Source organism: Bacterioplanoides sp., from assembly GCF_965219715.1.
Taxonomy (GTDB): Bacteria; Pseudomonadota; Gammaproteobacteria; order Pseudomonadales; family Oceanobacteraceae; genus Bacterioplanoides.
The window spans coordinates 3,236,308-3,252,615 of sequence record NZ_OZ244785.1 but is presented as its reverse complement, the minus strand read 5'-3'; the positions used below and the strand labels follow the sequence as shown (position 1 = coordinate 3,252,615).

Here is a 16,308-nt window from a genome sequence, read left to right as displayed (position 1 = left end):
CAACTAAGAAGTGAATGCAGGTTCACTGCTTTGAGTGCGAACATCGCTCAATAGAGATATTAATCGGCCGGAGGCGTGGCAAAGAGGAGGTAGGAAGTACTCTCGATAGGTGCGCATCAGTATGATTCGCAAGAAATTCAGCAGCGATTGGGAGATGGGTTTCTGTTAATCACTGCTGAACTGTTTGAGTTTATTAATCCGTTTGGTGATTCCAGACCGTATATTTATGGAAGTTCCCGAAAAAGTTAATATTAATCAAGCAGGCTCTTCTTTTTTGAAAACCTGATTCAATAAACTTGGTTTGGATTTTTTCTTATAAAACTTCATTAACTCTTTATGAGGGGTTGAAATATCTTCACCAAAAGCTATCTCTAGAAGATCTAAAAACCTATCTGACTTTTCAGTATCAACACTATCTAAGAGATCTGCTAAGCTCACACTTACCTCTCTATTTGTTTTAAAGCTCTCCTTCAATTCATTACTATTCTCCTTGATATATTCTAGGTAAATACCACTTTTTATAAGAGACAACATTAGATCACTCATTATTTTCCTGTAGAAAAATGAGCTCATATTTTCATTAACTCTAAATCTAAATCCTATACTCAATTCGCGAGACTTATTGTTTTCACTACTTATAATACTTTTGTGAAAACTTGAGAAAGGTATTTCAACAGCTCCGATAACCTTACCCATCCATAGTTTCATAGATGCATAATCAATTTCAGGTTTAACAGAAGATACTTCAAACATCTCTTTAAAACAGGGAATATAATAATATCTTATATAATTCTCTCTATCTAAAGATGAAAGGAATTTCAATACAGCATCATACTTATTCTCTTGGCTATAAACTTTTACCGCACTATAGAAATTCCTAATATCATGGATCTTCTGGCCAGCTATGTAAGAAGCAGTGTAATATTCTTGAAGAGACTTGTGAGAGAAACAGAGCTGATCATAACCATCGTTAGATATAATCCCTGTACATTTTTTAATAGTATCAACTACATCCTCGGGACAAATATCATCATGACATTCACTTTCTAGTGATTTCTCCATAAATTCGGATGCTTCGCGAGTGCTAAAAGATGTTACGCCTTCAGAGAAAGTTGTGAAGCAGAATACACTAAAAACATCCTCGATCTTATGATCATTAAGAGGTATATTTATACCTCTATCAATTTTTTTTCCAGGCTTTAAGGTATCATGATGAGTAAGCAATGTTATAAATATTTTTTTATAGAAATCTGCCAAATTGTCAGGTATTTTTGACCACGTTCTATAAGTTATGAAAAGCAATATAGATAGTATAGGCGTTTTTGCTATTTCAAATATTTGCGGATTTTTTTCTAATTGTTCTATTGCTTCATCTGTTCTTTGAACGTTATTTTCCGAAATATTTAAAAATAACTTCCTAACATTTTCCGCACTTAAACTCAGGACATTATAATTACTAATGAAAGGTTCTGTAGTTATTATTGTGTCTGGCCTGCTAGTTACTATTATCGTTACTTTAGGGTACAACCTAGATAAATCTTTTATTATTTCTAGCGCACTTCCCTGCTTAGAAGGCTCTATTTCATCAAATGCATCTAAAAATATCTTTAAATAACCATATTTCAATAACCGACCAATACCTTTCTCGGATATATTAAGATTATGCCTAGAAAACCATTTTGATAACTGCAATACTAGCGATTCATCCGTGTTGATATACTTAAGCTCGAAGAAGACTGGAATAGTGCTGCCATGTTGAAGTTCATTTAACAACATCTTTCTCAAAAATGTAGATTTCCCCTGCCCTGCGCGACCAATTATATTAGTGATACCTTCGCTGTAAAAATTCAGATTCGAGATTTCATATTGGGAATCCAAATCATTACTAGGGCTCATAAACAAAGGAACATATACATCGTCTATAAACACATCTTTTTGGCTAGAATATAACGTTCTTATGTTCACATATTCATCGCAAGCCATACAAAATCTGACAAGATCTTCATGACTGAATGAAGCATTATATTCCTCCGCGACTTTATTCCATCCTAAGTCTGAAAACTTTTTAATAAGTGACGATGTTAAGGTCTTTAATCCTGTTAGAGCAATCGCTTCTATCACTGCCATGTGTTGCCTTCCATCAACGTGAGTTATGTGGAAAATTTATCATTAGAAATATCACTAATCAATAATTTAGTGAAACTCAAACCGTCTCCCCATCCACCCTCTGCAGCCACTCACTCACCCGCGGATAATCAGCCGCCACACCTTTACCTTCCGGCGTAGCAACAATACAACTCAGCTGGCTTGCTACGGATATATCCGCCAACGTCAGAGAGTCGCCGACCAAGTAGTCCTGGCCTTCCAGCCAGTCAGATAAATGCGAGAAGTGTTTTTTCAGATCGGACAATACTTCCGCAAGAGACTTACGGCCAATACCCTGAGCTTTAGCTTGCTTGGCAATCATACCCGGCGCCACCATCTTGCCAATCGCAGCAAACAAAGCATTATCTTCTTTTGCGGCCATCGCCGCGTATTCCGGTGCATTGGAAGGCAGCACAAAACGTAAATACACCTCGTTAAAGTACAAACCTTCATCCGCCCAGTCTTCAAAGAAATGCACCAGCGCTGCTTGTTTCTTATCTGCCGGTAATAACGGCTTCTCAGGATACTGGTGCTCCAGTTCAGCAATAATGGCGGAAGAGTCGGCGATATTCGTACCATTCAAGCTTAACACCGGAAGCTTGCCAATCGGAGTGAGCTTCTTCAGATAACCAAACTGCACCTGCTGCAGGCTGACATTTTCCACCTCATAGCCCAGCCCTTTGTACTTCAGTACCCGGCGAACCTTGTCGCAAAACGGTGACATCTCAAACTGGTACAGGGTAATTGCGCTCACGGTCATTTCCTTCTTAGTTGGCCTGATTTACAGACACGGATCATGGTGATGATGTTTTAGGCCATTTTATTTGTCATCTGATGCGATGGTTGGGTCACAACACGACAAGTAAGGTGTCGATTGGGCCAATTGCTTATATTAGATCGAAAGCTATTGAAACTACACCGCCCGGTTTTTATGTTCCACAACTTCAGCTGAGGAAGTTATGACTCAATCTGCTTATATTTTTGATGCCATCCGCACACCACGCGGCAAGGGCAAAAAAGGCGGCGCACTGTATACGGTTAAACCCATCACCTTAGTCGCCAACCTGTTAAACGAACTAAAACAACGCCACGACCTCGATACCTCACAGGTGGAAGATATCGTGCTGGGTTGTGTTACCCCGGTCGGTGACCAGGGTGGCGATATCGCAAAAATCGCCGCTTTAGTTGCTGACTGGGATCAGGTAACGGCTGGCGTACAAACCAACCGCTTCTGCGCTTCAGGCCTGGATGCCATTAATATCGCTGCAGCCAAAGTCATCGCTGGTTTTGAAGATCTGGTGATTGCCGGTGGCGTGGAGTCTATGTCACGTGTACCGATGGCCTCTGACGGTGGTGCCATGGCAATGGATCCACAAACCAACGCGGCTATCGATTTTATTCCACAGGGTGTGAGTGCTGACTTATTGGCCACGCTGGATGGTTATTCCCGTGAAGACGTCGATGCCTTCGCACTCAAGTCGCAGCAAAAAGCGGCCGCCGCCTGGGAAAATGGCTACTTCGATAAATCCGTTATTCCGGTAAAAGATCAGAACGGCATTACCCTGCTGGAAAAAGATGAATTAATTCGTGAAACCAGCATGGAAAAGCTCGGCCAGTTACAGGCCGCTTTTGAAATGATGGGCGAGATGGCATTTGATGCAACGGCCATTCGTAAATATTCCCAGGTAGAAAAAATCAACCACGTACACACCGGTGGTAACTCCTCCGGCATCGTAGACGGCGCAGCACTGGTATTAATCGGCAGCAAAGAAAAAGGCGAAGAACTAGGACTGAAGCCTCGCGGTCGTATCGTTGCTTCGGCGCTGACCTCAGTGGATCCAACCATTATGTTAACCGGCCCGGCTCCGGCAACCCGTAAGGTGCTGAAAAAAGCAGGCCTGACTATGGAAGACATCGATCTGGTCGAAATCAATGAAGCCTTCGCTTCGGTGGTTATGCGCTTCCAGAACGAAATGAATATCCCGGAAGAAAAAATCAACGTGAACGGTGGCGCCATCGCCATGGGCCATCCACTGGGTGCTACTGGCGCCATGATTATGGGTACCTGCCTGGACGAACTGGAACGCCAGAATAAGCGTTACGGTTTATGCACCCTGTGTGTTGCAGGCGGTATGGGTATCGCCACCATCATCGAACGTGTTGAACAGAACTGAAACTGCGGGGATATTTTTATGACGACTGATAATTCAAACGCCCGCGCGGTACGTTTAGAAGAAAAAGACAACGGTATTGTGCATCTGGTTCTGGATGCACCGGGCCAGTCAGCCAACACCATGGATGCGGCTTATCGTGAAGCAATGGATATCGCGGTTGCCGAGTTAAAACAAAAGAAAGAAAACAACACCATCAGCGGAATTGTGATTCGCTCTGAAAAGAAAACCTTTTTTGCCGGTGGCGATTTAAACGAGTTGGTACAGGTAACGCCTGCCCATGCTGAAGAGTTTTACCACGGCGCTAATGCGGTTAAACAAAACCTGCGTGATATCGAAACCTTGGGTGTGCCGGTTGTTGCCGCCATTAACGGCACTGCATTAGGTGGTGGTTTTGAGATTGCCCTGGCCTGTCACCATCGCATCTGTTTAAACGACGAAAGCATTCAACTGGGCCTGCCGGAAGTTCAGCTCGGTTTATTGCCAGGCGGCGGCGGTGTTATCCGTATGGTGCGCTACCTGGGTGTGGAAACCGCACTGCAGTATTTGCTGGAAGGAAAAAAAATCCGTCCATCAAAAGCCAAAAGCGTTGGCCTGGTGCACGATATTGCTGAATCTCCGGAAGAGCTAATCGCCAAAGCGGAGCAATGGATCAGCGAGAACAAAAACGCCAAACAACCTTGGGATATTAAAGGTTTTAAACTACCGGGCGGTGCGGTGATTAATCCGAAGGTTGCGCAACGTATCGCCGTTGCTCCGTCTTTTACCCGTAAGAAAACCGCGGGCTGTTACCCAGCTGCCGAAGCCATTATTGCGGCCGCCGTTGAAGGTGCACAAATCGACTTTGATTACGCCCAGCAGGTAGAAACCCGTTACTTCACCGAACTGGCGACCGGCAAAGTCTCTAAAAATATGATTAATGCCTTCTGGTTCCAGCTGAACAGCATTAATGCCGGTTCTTCCCGTCCTGATGATTTGCCGAAATACACCACCAAAAAAGTTGGTGTTATTGGTGCGGGCATGATGGGCGCGGGTATTGCCTACGTTACTGCCAAAGCCGGAATTGAGGTGGTATTAAAAGATATCTCCCAGGAGGCTGCAGACAAGGGCAAGGATTACTCCGCCAAGCTGCTGGAGAAAAAAGTTAAACGTGGCTTTATGTCAGAAGCAGAACGCGATGATTTCCTGGCACTGATTAATGCCACGGCAGACGCAAGCGACTTCGATGGTTGTGACCTGATTATCGAAGCGGTATTCGAAGATAAAGGTTTAAAAGCCAAGGTAACCCAGGAAGCCACGGCTAACGCCTCTGCTGAAGCGGTAATTGCCTCGAATACTTCAACTCTGCCAATCACAGGTTTAGCAGAAGCGATTGAAGATTCCGAACGTTTTATTGGTCTGCACTTCTTCTCCCCTGTAGACAAAATGCCACTGCTGGAAATCATTAAAGGCAAACAAACCAACGATGAAACGCTGGCCAAAGCGTTTGATTACGCCTTACAAATTAAGAAAACGCCAATCGTAGTGAACGATGCCCGTGGTTTCTACACCACCCGGGTATTCTCAACCTATACCCAGGAAGCCATCGCCATGGTTGGTGAAGGTATACACCCGGTGATGATCGAGAACGAAGCTAAATCAGCTGGTTTCCCGGTATCACCACTGGCCGTTTCCGATGAAGTTTCCCTGACTCTGATGCAGCATATTCGTGATCAGACGGTGGCAGATTTACAGGCGGAAGGGGCTGACTTTAAAGTGCCGGAAAGCTTCGCTGTTGTTGATAAAATGTCGAACGATTTTGACCGCAAAGGTAAAGCCGCAGGTGCTGGTTTCTACGAGTACAACACCAACAAAGCGGGTAAAACTGAAAAATCGATCTGGCCTGGGTTGATGGAACATTTCTACCTGGCGGATCAGCAGATTGATCCACAGGATATTCGTGATCGTTTGTTGTTTATCCAGTCGATTGAAGCCATCAAAGCCATGGAAGAAGGTGTGATTGATTCCGTTGCCGACGCCAATATTGGCAGTGTGTTTGGGATTGGTTTCGCCCCGTGGGCCGGTGGTGTACTGCAGTTTGTTAACTATTATGGCGCCAAAGAGTTTGTCGCCCGCTGTAACGAACTGGCTGTTAAATACGGTGAACGGTTTGAACCACCGGCTCTGGTTCAGGAAAAAGCTCAAAAAGGTGAAGAGTTCGTGGCTGATTTAGCGGACTAACCCTTAGCGCTTGTTGGGGTTCGTAAACTCACCACCAACCTACAGCATTATTGTAGGTTGGTGGTGAGCCAGCGAACCCCAACGATCAGTGAATAACGCTTAAGTTAACCGATATTTTCTAGGTGTCGTACCGGTCCATTTCTTAAAGGCCCGATGAAAATTACTGGTTTCGGCAAAACCTAATTTCTCGGTGATTTCCTGCACCGATAAATCGGTATCATTGAGATAATAAATCGCCAGATCACGACGCAGCTGATCTTTAATATCCTGAAAGCTGGCACCTTCATCTTTCAGTCTGCGACGTAACGTCTGTGGCGTCATATGCAGCAGTTCGGCAATTTCTTCCAGTGATAATAAATTTTCAGAAAAATCGCGCCCCAATAATTTACGCACCTGACCGCTAAAACTCTGGTTATCATCCGGGTTAAACATCAGGCCGTTGGGAGATTGCATAATAAATGCTTTCAGATCGACTTCGCTGCGCACCAGTTTCGCCGCCAGGTGTTTTCGCGGAATAATAAAGCCACAAAAATCCTGATCAAATTCCAGCTCAGACGTAAAAAACTGCTGATAATCGTGGGATGACTGAGGTCTGGAATAATCAAAGCAGGCTTTGATTAATGGTACACGCTCACCGATCAGCCAACTGCCGAAACGATGAATAATACCCATAGCACATAAGGTCAGATAATGATCGTGATCTTCCAGCTGCGACATATCGATACTGATTTGTGCCAGCTGATCGTCGATCAGCTTCAGACGAATCGCCGGTGTATGATCAAACATCTGATAAAAGCGGTTAGCCCGTTTTAATGCGTGCTCAAGGTTATGACACGGTAGAATCGTCTGGCTCATGGTGGCAAAAGTGCCGGGTTTACTGACAACCTGACCAAAGCCCAGAAACTCATCTTTTAATAATAACCACAGATTTTGTAATAACCGTGCGTATCTTGATGAAGCAATCCGCGCACCGGGATTGCTCAGAATTTCAGGATCAATCCCAACCTGCTGCAATAACGCTTGCGGATCATAACCCTTATTGATCGCTCCTCTGAGAGAAGCCGCAACCAGATAACCTGGAGTTGTGTGTTCAGGCCCGGGTATCAGGTCTGCTTCGGAGTTTACCTTGGTCATCAATGACTATCCCCGACCTTGTAAGCTGATTTTATTCTAATAAATAAAGATTAACCCGGCTTAAACCCAGATGGTAGTTTTCGCCAGTTTTTTCGTAGCCTGATGCCATTGGTGCATTTTCGACCACTCCGTAAGCTCTGTGGACGTATTAATTCTGACAACTGCGATTTTTCTATTCCGCCTTGGTGATCGGGCGGGTCGCATGGTTGTTAATAAACGCCAGGAGCCGGATATGAAACGCCGCCATTATAACCAAGAACAAAACATCTATCGTGAGTCATTACGTGCTTTTCTTGAAGCGGAAGTAAAACCGCATCAGGACGACTTTGAAGCCGCAGGGCAAGTGCCCAAAGAGCTATGGCAGAAAGCCGGCCAGAACGGTTTTCTGTGCCCCTGGGCAGAAGAGCAATATGGCGGCGTCGGCGAAAGCGACTTCCGTTACGAACAGCTGATGATCGAAGAGCTGGCCCGTATCAATGAATCCGGTTTTTTTGTTCCCCTGCACAGCTCCGTGATTGCGCCTTACATCGCCGATTACGCTAACGACGAACAGAAAAAACGCTGGATGCCAGGCATTGTCAGTGGCGAAAAAATTCTCGCCATTGCGATGACTGAACCGTCCACCGGCAGCGATCTGGCAGGCATGAAAAGCCACGCTGTAGAACACGACGAACACTGGGTATTAAACGGTGCAAAAACCTATATTTCCAACGGCCTGATTTCTGATCTGGTGATTGTTGCGGCCAAGACCGATAAAAACAACAAACACGCCATGGGTCTGTTTGTGGTTGAAGCGGACATGGCTGGATTCGAACGTGGTCGCCGTCTGAAAAAAATCGGTATGCACTCCCAGGATACTGCCGAGCTGTTTTTCAACGATGTAAAAGTTCCGAAAGCAAACGTGCTGGGCAATCCACAGCAAGGCTTTATTTATCTGATGCAGAAGCTGGCACAGGAACGTTTAGCCACCGCTTGTGGCGCTGTGGCTGCGGCACAAAGCGCATTGGATATGACCATTGAATACACCAAAGAGCGCAGTGCTTTTGGTCGTAATATTTCCCGCTTCCAGAATACCCGATTTAAGTTGGCGGAAATGAAGGCCAACATTCAGGTGGCACAAACCTACGTTGATCAATGCGTGTTGGAACACAACGAAAAACGCTTTTCCGCAGATGACGCCGCCATCGCCAAGCTTCACTGTACTGAGCTGTTAGGTAAGGTCGCCGACGAGTGCCTGCAACTACATGGTGGTGCCGGTTATATGTGGGAATACCCGATTGCACGCCTCTACTCTGCTGCCCGAATTCTGCGTATTTACGCCGGCACCTCAGAAATCATGAAGGAAATTATCAGCCGTACCATGCGCCTTTAGCGCATGGTTTCCGATCCTGTCGCAATCAGATGATAACGACAGCTAAAAATAACAACAGCTGAAAGTAACAACGGCCAACAATAAAAACGGAACAGGCGCATTCTCGTGAATACTGTAAACAAAGTCCGCACCATTACCGAATGTTTAATGCAACACAGTGCAGAACGTTCGGACAAACCGTATCTTGTCCAGCCGCATAACGGCGAAATTACTGAATGGAGCTGGAGTCAGATGAAGCTGGATGCCGAAGCCATCGCCAGCGGCCTGAAAAGCGCAGGCATTCAGGCCGGTGATCGGGTGGCGATCTGGTCAAAAAACTGTGCGGAATGGATTATTGCGGATTTTGCGATCGCACTGTTAGGAGCAGTGAGTGTGCCTGTTTATCCGGGCCAGAATAAAGACAGCGTACATTACGTATTGGATCACGCCGGTTGTGATCTGATTATTCTTGGCAAACAGGATAACGACGCTGAGGTAGCCGACGCGGTAAAAGACATCGATATTAAACGTCTGGCGTTGCGCTATTACAGTGGCGAAGCTGAACTGCAATGGCAAGAGCTGCTGCGTGATAATCGTGGAGCTGTCATTGATCCATTTCCGTCCGCCATCGATGACTTATACACCATTGTTTATACCTCCGGCACAACAGGTAATCCCAAAGGGGTTATGCACAGTTATCGCAGTTTTGGTGAAACCTGCGAAATGTTTAACCAGGTATTTCAGGCAACCGATCAGCATCGTTTTTTCTCCTATTTGCCTTTAGCCCACCTGGCTGAACGTATTATTGTTCAGGGCAATAGTATTTATGCTGGAGCCCCTGTCTACTTTGCTGAATCGCTCGATACTTTTATGGGCGATATTCAGCGCGCTCAACCATCTATTTTTTTCGCCATCCCACGTATCTGGGAAAAATTCCGGGAAAAAATTCTGGCTCAGACATCCCAGAGAAAACTCGATTTATTACTTAAGATCCCGGGCATTAATCGTCTAGTGAAAAATAAAGTGCAACGTGCTCTGGGCCTGAATAAAACGGAAGTGATTGGCTGTGGTGCAGCTCCCATTCCTGAAGCCACCTTACGTTGGTTCGATAGTCTGGGAATTCAGATTCTCGAAGGTTACGGTATGACCGAAAACGCTTGTTACGGCACCATGAACCTGGGTGAGCCTTTATACAGTCACAAACGCAAAGTCGCCAGCGTTGGCCAGCCGATGCCAGAGTGTGAAGTCCGTATCAGCGAAGACGACGAAGTTCTATTAAAAAGCCCGGGGCTTATGACGGGTTATTACCGTGACGAGAGTGCCACTGCATCGGTATTCACTGACGATGGCTTTTACCGTACCGGTGATAAAGGCCGAATTGATAACAACGGCTTTCTGCATATTGTTGGCCGCCTGCGCGAGCAGTTTAAAACTGCCAAGGCAAAATTCATTGTGCCTTCCCGCATCGAAAAGTTATTGGTGAGCCATCCCCATATTGAACAAGCTTGTGTGATTGGTCGTGGTATGGTGCAACCGGTAGCACTGGCCCAGCTATCGGAAACAGCTGAAGGCATCGATAAAGAAACACTAAAAGCAGATCTGACCGCTCACGTCAGCGATATGAATAGCCAACTGGAACACCACGAGATTATCGATGGGTTGTGGATTTGCGCTGAAGAATGGACTGCGGCCAATCATCTGATGACGCCAACTCTGAAAGTGAAACGCCATGAGGTAGAGCAGCGTTATCGCCCGATCATTGAGGCCCAGTTGAACAGTCGCAATGGACTCCACCTGGTGAACTTCCTGGGTGCAACAACGGGCAAAGAAAATAAGACGGATACCGAACAACGAAAAATACAGGAGAGTGCGTAATGGCTACTTCTGTATCATCAGGCAACTCACCATTGTCGGGAATAAAGATCCTCGATTTTTCAACTCTGCTGCCGGGTCCGTTTGCCAGCAAAATGTTGTTGGATATGGGTGCTGACGTTATTCGTATTGAAGCACCGGATCGTCCTGACTTAGTGCGATTTATGCCACCTTTTGTTGACGGTGAATCTGCGTCGCATCGTTTGTTAAATAGCGGTAAAAAATCGGTTGCTCTCGACCTTAAAAAACCGCAAAGCGTTGAGCTGATTAAATCCATTATCGATCAGTACGATATTGTGATCGAACAGTTTCGTCCGGGTGTTATGGCGAAATTTGGCCTGGATTACGATTCGTTAAAAGCCATTCACCCCGGCCTGATTTATTGCTCGATCACAGGGTATGGTCAAACCGGTCCACTGGCTCAGCGTGCAGGCCATGATATTAACTATCTGGCACTTGCCGGCGCTGCTGATTACAGTCGCCGCTCCGGAGAAAAACCCTCTCCATATTCTATTCAGGTGGCTGATATCGCCGGTGGTTCTCACCATGCGGTGATGGCAATTCTGGCAGCACTCTACCAGCGCGATGTGCAAAAAATTTCATCAGCCGACGAGCTTCAAGGACAGTATCTTGATATCGCTATGGCCGATGCGGCATTGGCGATGAATGGCATGGCGGCAGCCAGCGCGTTGGGTGGTGATGATATTCTGCCACAGCAACAAATTTTACACGCTAAGAGTTATTACGACTTTTACGAAACCAAAGACGGCCGTTATTTTTCAGTCGGCAGTTTAGAACCCAAATTTATTACCGGTTTGTGTCAGGTGATTGGTCAGCCCCATATGGTTGGCAAAGCCATCAGCCAGCGACCGGAAGATATCGCCGAATTTAAACAACTGCTGACGGATTTCTTCTTGCAACGGGACTTCGACACATTAGAGCAAATCTTCGCTCCACGGGATTTGTGTGTCGAACCTGTGGTGAGCCTGTGCCAGGCCCTGGCGCATCCTCATTTCATCGAAAGGGGGATGATTAAACCTGGCTCTTGCGGGGGAGAACTGGGTTCTCCCCTGCCTTTTTCCTCACCAGATTCATCAGAATCCAATAACAGATCTCTCGACAAACTCGGGCAATCGACTACTGAATTTCTGCGTCAGCATCATTTAAGTGAAATGGATATCCAGCAGTTAAAACACGATGGAGCGATCAAATGAGTTGCCGTGAATTTTTGCCCTTACCTGCTTCATTGTTCGATGCTCATACCAGAAAAATTCACTGGGGAACCTTTCAGGGGCAGGTGGAAAACTGCAATCTGATCAATATCCCGGGTATGTATTCCAGCGAGAATAAAAATGATAAACGCCTGAAGGAGTGGCAGGCGTTTCAGCTCGGTGATGGTGATCGGTTTATTTGTGGTGCCGTGTATAACGCCAAAAAATTTGCCGTGATTGCTCTGGCCTATTATCAGCGCAGTACCAACACCCATCACTTATATAAAAAGTTCGTTCGTCCTTCCAGGGTTTCGGTTGCGGATGGCAGTCTGCCCAGCATCACTAACTTTAGTCATCAGAGCAACGAGCCTCACTATCGCATTACACGTGACCAACAGACGGGCTGCGAGATCGATATCTACTGGCCTGCCAGTGGCAAGCTGCCGGAACTGAAGATAAAGGCTGAGCTACAGGATAATTATAATGGTATGACGATCTGTCAGCCATTTGCCAGCCAGCGTCCTCTGTACAGCTATAAAAATGTGATGAAAGCATCAGCCGATATTCAACTGGGCACCCGCATTCATCATATTCAACCGGATAATGGCTACGCCATTATTGATGACCACAAGGGCTATTACCCCAAAGAGGTGAATTATGATTGGGGAACCGCCGCCGACCATGTTGGTGGCAGGTTGATTGGTTTTAATCTGACCCGAAATCAGATTATTAATCAGGAAAGATATAATGAAAACTGCCTCTGGATTGATGACAATCTATATCTTCTCCCTGCTATCACCGTCACCCATCATGAAGATCACTGGCACTACCAGGATCAAAATGGTGATATCGATCTTAAATTTTATCCACTGGTTAAAAATAATCAGAAATTCCATTTAGGCTTCGTATATATGAATTATCAGGGCCCGTTTGGACACTTCGAAGGTCATATCTCCCACCCGAATTCAGGACGAATTGCCATCAACAATATGTTGGGCATGGCGGAAAGGAAACGCTACAAACTCTGAGGCATACATCAGCGCCTGTGAATTATTTATGGGTGCTCTGTGCCTCGCATAATAAACACACGGAGACAAAGCATGACAATAATAAAAAAATCTCTGCTTGTTCTGTTTAGCGTACTGACATTCAATACACTGGCATTGTCAGATGTGGATAAAAGCCGCTGGATGGAACAGCTTTATAAAAACCGCCCTGACACCCGTATTCGCGACATGGTGATTCCTGCCAGTCATGATGCAGGTGCATACGGAATGAATGGAAGTTCAGATATCGCTCCAGGAGAAACCGGTTGGTACAACCTGGCAAAACCCATTGTTGCCAACTGGGGAAATACCCAGAACGTAAATGCCTACCACCAGCTAAATGGCGGTATTCGTAGCCTCGACTTACGGGTTCTACATCACAAAGGCCGCCCGGTAATCGTACATGGCTTAGTCAGCGTGACGTTGGAAGAAGTTCTTAAGGATGTGAAAGAATGGAGTGCACAACATCCCAAAGAACTGGTGATTCTGGAATTCGCCAAAAACCCTAAAACGGTTGAAGAACAGGAAGTTATGCACAACCTGGTGATGCAATATCTCGGCGACCGTGTACTGGTCAATAATAACAACCGTTTTAATGCAGCCAACCTGACGCTGAACCATGCATGGCAGGAGAATAAAAGTATTTTATTAATGACCAACGCCGGTCATTTACACTCTAAATACGAGCAGTGGTTTAACTCAGATGCCATGTTAACCGGTGTCTACGGTGATACCACCAGTATTGGCAGCCTGCACCACTCGTTAATAAACGGTCGTGGCCATCGCCTGGGATTAAACAATCAGGACCCGAATCGTTGGCATAATATTTCCATTACTTTCACCCCGGATGCTGATGCTATCGCCAGTGGTGTGTTTGGTGGTTTGATCGACTTATTTACCCGGGAAGATACACCGAAAAACCTGTGGCAATTAACCCAAAAGTTAAAGTTCGCTGCGGCCGAGTGGATTCCACAATGGGTCTCGGAAGGCAAAAAAGTGAACTTTGTGTCCGCAGATTTTTTTCAGAACACCAAAATAGTTGATGTTGCAATCGCCATGAACCATCCGGACGTCGCTGCTCCTCAGGCGCCACTGGCGTTAAAATCGGTCAATCAATATGACTGGGTTTATGACGACCATAAAACCGGTGCGTCAGAAGACTTCAGCATCTGGAAGCCAAAAACCGCCTTTGGTTTTTATCCATTAGGTTATGCCGCGATGCGTGCCCACGCTCATCCAAATTATCCCAGCCATGTGGTTTACGATCAAAAAAACGGTGCTCTGGTTAACCCAGTCGGTTATAGCTGGGTTTGGGATGACCGTAATTCCGGCGGTACTCATGATGTGAATATCTGGGCGGGTATTGCACCACGTGGCTATACCTGCCTGGGTCATATCGCAACCTTAGGTTACCGCAATGAGCCAGCTAAAGACGCAATGAAATGTGTGCACAACAGCTACCTGGTGGATGGTAATTTAAATAACCGTATCTGGAATGACCGTAAATCAGGGGCTTATATCGACGCAGGTGTCTGGGCATTACAGGCAAATGATGCTTTCTCCCATAGCAGTGGTTTATTCCTGGCAAATCGCCAACACTGGAACAGCGCTAATCATTACCCTGCCCGCACTATTATCAGCAATAAAGCTCAATCAGCCGACAATGTTGTGGGTTATCGTATGTTGATGGATCAGGCTTCTGGAAAATGTTTAACCGTTAAATACAACCAGGCTTATAACGGCCAGGATGTGATTCTGCACACTTGTAACAACGGTATTAATCAGCGTTGGTATTACGATAAAAATAACGGATTTTTACGCAGCGAAATGGCCGGTAATTTCTGCCTGGATAACCGCGGTAATTTAAACAACGGTGCGCGTTTAGGTATTCACGAATGTGTTGACCACAACAATTTACGTTGGGATTGGCAGGCGACAGGCCTGGTTAATCGCAACAACGCTGATATTGCCATGGATGCCAGCTGCCGCGATGACTATTGTGCGATTGTGAATTATCGCAAACACGGCGGGGCTAACCAGCAATGGCATTGGCTGGAAGTATTAAGCTTCCGCGACCAGCATCATGGCAAATGTTTAGCCATGGCCGACCAACCGCAAAACTGGACCAAGGTTGTTCCGGCGAATTGTGGTGGTGCACACCAGCAGTTTATTCACTGGAATGGTCAGCTGCGGCCGTTAGCCAATCCGACTATGTGCCTGGATATCGTTCGTGGAGAGTTAAAGAATGGCGCTGAAATTGTCAGCTGGCCGTGTCATGGCCAGGCTAACCAACGCTGGACGATTTCTGACTCCGCAATTCTGACGCAGATGAACGGTCAACACTCCATTAGTGATAACGGTGGCAGCCGCATCATTATGTGGGAGCACTATGGCAATGCGGATCAGCGCTGGACCATTACCAGGCACTAAAACCCCTCGTTAATTTTTTCACTAAGCCAAGCAATATTCCTCCGCCAAACGGCGGGGGAGTTATAAAGAACTTATGTATACCGAAAATACCCAGGCGACCTTCGCCATTTTACGTGACACGTCCCAGTTAAGCTGGAGTGTTATTCCTTTTATTTCTATCGTCGTGCTTGTCTTTTTCTGGCAGGCCGATCAGAAGAACTGGTCACGTATTCTTGCCGCATTGGCATTCTTATTTACCGATTTATTTAACGAACTGTGGAACGGTCTGGTTTGCCACTGGAGTGAATTTGCTCCGGTCTGGGGGATTAAACCAGAAACTAACTATCAGATTCTTATTGGCTGGAATATCGAAATTTTATGCGGCTTTATGTTGGTAGGTATTGCTTCAACCATGGCGATGCCAGCCGATAAAAGTGTGAAATATTTTGGTATTAATAACCGTCTCTGGTTTATCGGTATCAATTCAGCCCTGTCGGTAGCTTTTGAAATAGCTTTAAACAAAGCTGGCTTAATTCACTGGGCCTGGCCCTGGTGGAATGCGGAAAACCCCTGGCTGATTTTCCTGGTTGGATATGTGCCGTTTTTTACCATGGCTTATCTGGTGTATGACGCGCCAATTAAGCGCGCCGTTAAGATACTTGCGGGTATTATCACGGTGGACATTATTTTTGCTTTGATTCTGGCCAGTAAAGGTTGGATCTAGATATATCAATGGCTGGACTTAAGCG

The 16,308-nt window shown here is 45.9% G+C and carries 11 protein-coding genes; 8 read left to right on the top strand and 3 right to left on the bottom strand.

Annotated elements, in window-relative coordinates:
- Window positions 1–255 precede the first annotated feature (255 nt).
- Together ACOQOZ_RS15260 and ACOQOZ_RS15255 are read right to left on the bottom strand one after the other, a co-directional pair.
- Complete coding sequence (locus ACOQOZ_RS15260) at window positions 256–2,127, bottom strand: NACHT domain-containing protein (RefSeq protein WP_420589014.1); 1,872 nt, start codon at window positions 2,125–2,127, stop codon at window positions 256–258.
- 76 nt (window positions 2,128–2,203) lie between these two features.
- The gene (locus ACOQOZ_RS15255) at window positions 2,204–2,899 is read right to left on the bottom strand and encodes a glutathione S-transferase family protein (RefSeq protein WP_420589013.1); all 696 of its coding nucleotides are present in this window, start codon (window positions 2,897–2,899) and stop codon (window positions 2,204–2,206) included.
- A 205-nt stretch (window positions 2,900–3,104) separates the two neighbouring features.
- On the opposite strand from ACOQOZ_RS15255, the gene ACOQOZ_RS15250 reads away from it, so the two are divergent.
- Both ACOQOZ_RS15250 and ACOQOZ_RS15245 read left to right on the top strand, forming a co-directional pair.
- The gene (locus tag ACOQOZ_RS15250) at window positions 3,105–4,319 is read left to right on the top strand and encodes an acetyl-CoA C-acetyltransferase (protein WP_420589012.1); all 1,215 of its coding nucleotides are present in this window, start codon (window positions 3,105–3,107) and stop codon (window positions 4,317–4,319) included.
- Between the two features lie 18 nt (window positions 4,320–4,337).
- A complete protein-coding gene (locus tag ACOQOZ_RS15245; protein WP_420589011.1) occupies window positions 4,338–6,536 on the top strand; it encodes a 3-hydroxyacyl-CoA dehydrogenase NAD-binding domain-containing protein in 2,199 nt (732 codons plus the stop codon).
- Window positions 6,537–6,635: 99 nt separating this feature from the next.
- Here the strand turns inward: ACOQOZ_RS15245 and ACOQOZ_RS15240 are convergent, their stop codons facing one another.
- Window positions 6,636–7,670: an AraC family transcriptional regulator gene (locus ACOQOZ_RS15240; protein ID WP_420589010.1), complete on the bottom strand. Its 1,035-nt coding sequence runs from the start codon at window positions 7,668–7,670 to the stop codon at window positions 6,636–6,638.
- A 139-nt stretch (window positions 7,671–7,809) separates the two neighbouring features.
- Between ACOQOZ_RS15240 and ACOQOZ_RS15235 the strand changes: the two genes are divergently transcribed.
- The 6 genes from ACOQOZ_RS15235 (at window position 7,810) to ACOQOZ_RS15210 (ending at window position 16,283) form a co-directional block, all read left to right on the top strand.
- Window positions 7,810–9,042 (top strand): acyl-CoA dehydrogenase family protein, encoded by a 1,233-nt coding sequence (locus ACOQOZ_RS15235; RefSeq protein ID WP_420589009.1) that lies wholly within the window; start codon window positions 7,810–7,812, stop codon window positions 9,040–9,042.
- Window positions 9,043–9,147: 105 nt separating this feature from the next.
- Window positions 9,148–10,896, top strand: a complete 1,749-nt coding sequence (locus ACOQOZ_RS15230) for an AMP-binding protein (RefSeq protein ID WP_420589008.1) — start codon at window positions 9,148–9,150, stop codon at window positions 10,894–10,896.
- Window positions 10,896–12,107: a CaiB/BaiF CoA transferase family protein gene (locus ACOQOZ_RS15225; protein WP_420589007.1), complete on the top strand. Its 1,212-nt coding sequence runs from the start codon at window positions 10,896–10,898 to the stop codon at window positions 12,105–12,107. The genes ACOQOZ_RS15230 and ACOQOZ_RS15225 overlap by 1 nt, the downstream gene beginning before the upstream one ends.
- Entirely contained in the window at window positions 12,104–13,132 is a 1,029-nt protein-coding gene (locus tag ACOQOZ_RS15220; protein WP_420589006.1) for a DUF2804 family protein, read from the top strand. Before ACOQOZ_RS15225 ends, ACOQOZ_RS15220 begins: the two co-directional genes overlap by 4 nt.
- Before the next feature lie 72 nt (window positions 13,133–13,204).
- Window positions 13,205–15,580: a phosphatidylinositol-specific phospholipase C domain-containing protein gene (locus tag ACOQOZ_RS15215; protein WP_420589005.1), complete on the top strand. Its 2,376-nt coding sequence runs from the start codon at window positions 13,205–13,207 to the stop codon at window positions 15,578–15,580.
- A 73-nt stretch (window positions 15,581–15,653) separates the two neighbouring features.
- Window positions 15,654–16,283 carry a hypothetical protein gene (locus ACOQOZ_RS15210; protein ID WP_420589004.1) on the top strand — a complete coding sequence of 210 codons (630 nt, stop codon included), beginning with the start codon at window positions 15,654–15,656 and terminating at the stop codon, window positions 16,281–16,283.
- The last annotated feature ends 25 nt before the right edge of the window (window positions 16,284–16,308 follow it).

Bases quoted from the DNA above. Each gene is read 5' to 3' on its own strand.
- ACOQOZ_RS15225 (WP_420589007.1), top strand. From the start codon at position 10,896: ATGGCTACTTCTGTATCATCAGGCAACTCACCATTGTCGGGAATAAAG.
- ACOQOZ_RS15245 (WP_420589011.1), top strand. From the start codon at position 4,338: ATGACGACTGATAATTCAAACGCCCGCGCGGTACGTTTAGAAGAAAAA.
- ACOQOZ_RS15260 (WP_420589014.1), bottom strand. From the start codon at position 2,127: ATGGCAGTGATAGAAGCGATTGCTCTAACAGGATTAAAGACCTTAACA.
- ACOQOZ_RS15210 (WP_420589004.1), top strand. From the start codon at position 15,654: ATGTATACCGAAAATACCCAGGCGACCTTCGCCATTTTACGTGACACG.
- ACOQOZ_RS15250 (WP_420589012.1), top strand. From the start codon at position 3,105: ATGACTCAATCTGCTTATATTTTTGATGCCATCCGCACACCACGCGGC.
- ACOQOZ_RS15220 (WP_420589006.1), top strand. From the start codon at position 12,104: ATGAGTTGCCGTGAATTTTTGCCCTTACCTGCTTCATTGTTCGATGCT.
- ACOQOZ_RS15240 (WP_420589010.1), bottom strand. From the start codon at position 7,670: ATGACCAAGGTAAACTCCGAAGCAGACCTGATACCCGGGCCTGAACAC.
- ACOQOZ_RS15215 (WP_420589005.1), top strand. From the start codon at position 13,205: ATGACAATAATAAAAAAATCTCTGCTTGTTCTGTTTAGCGTACTGACA.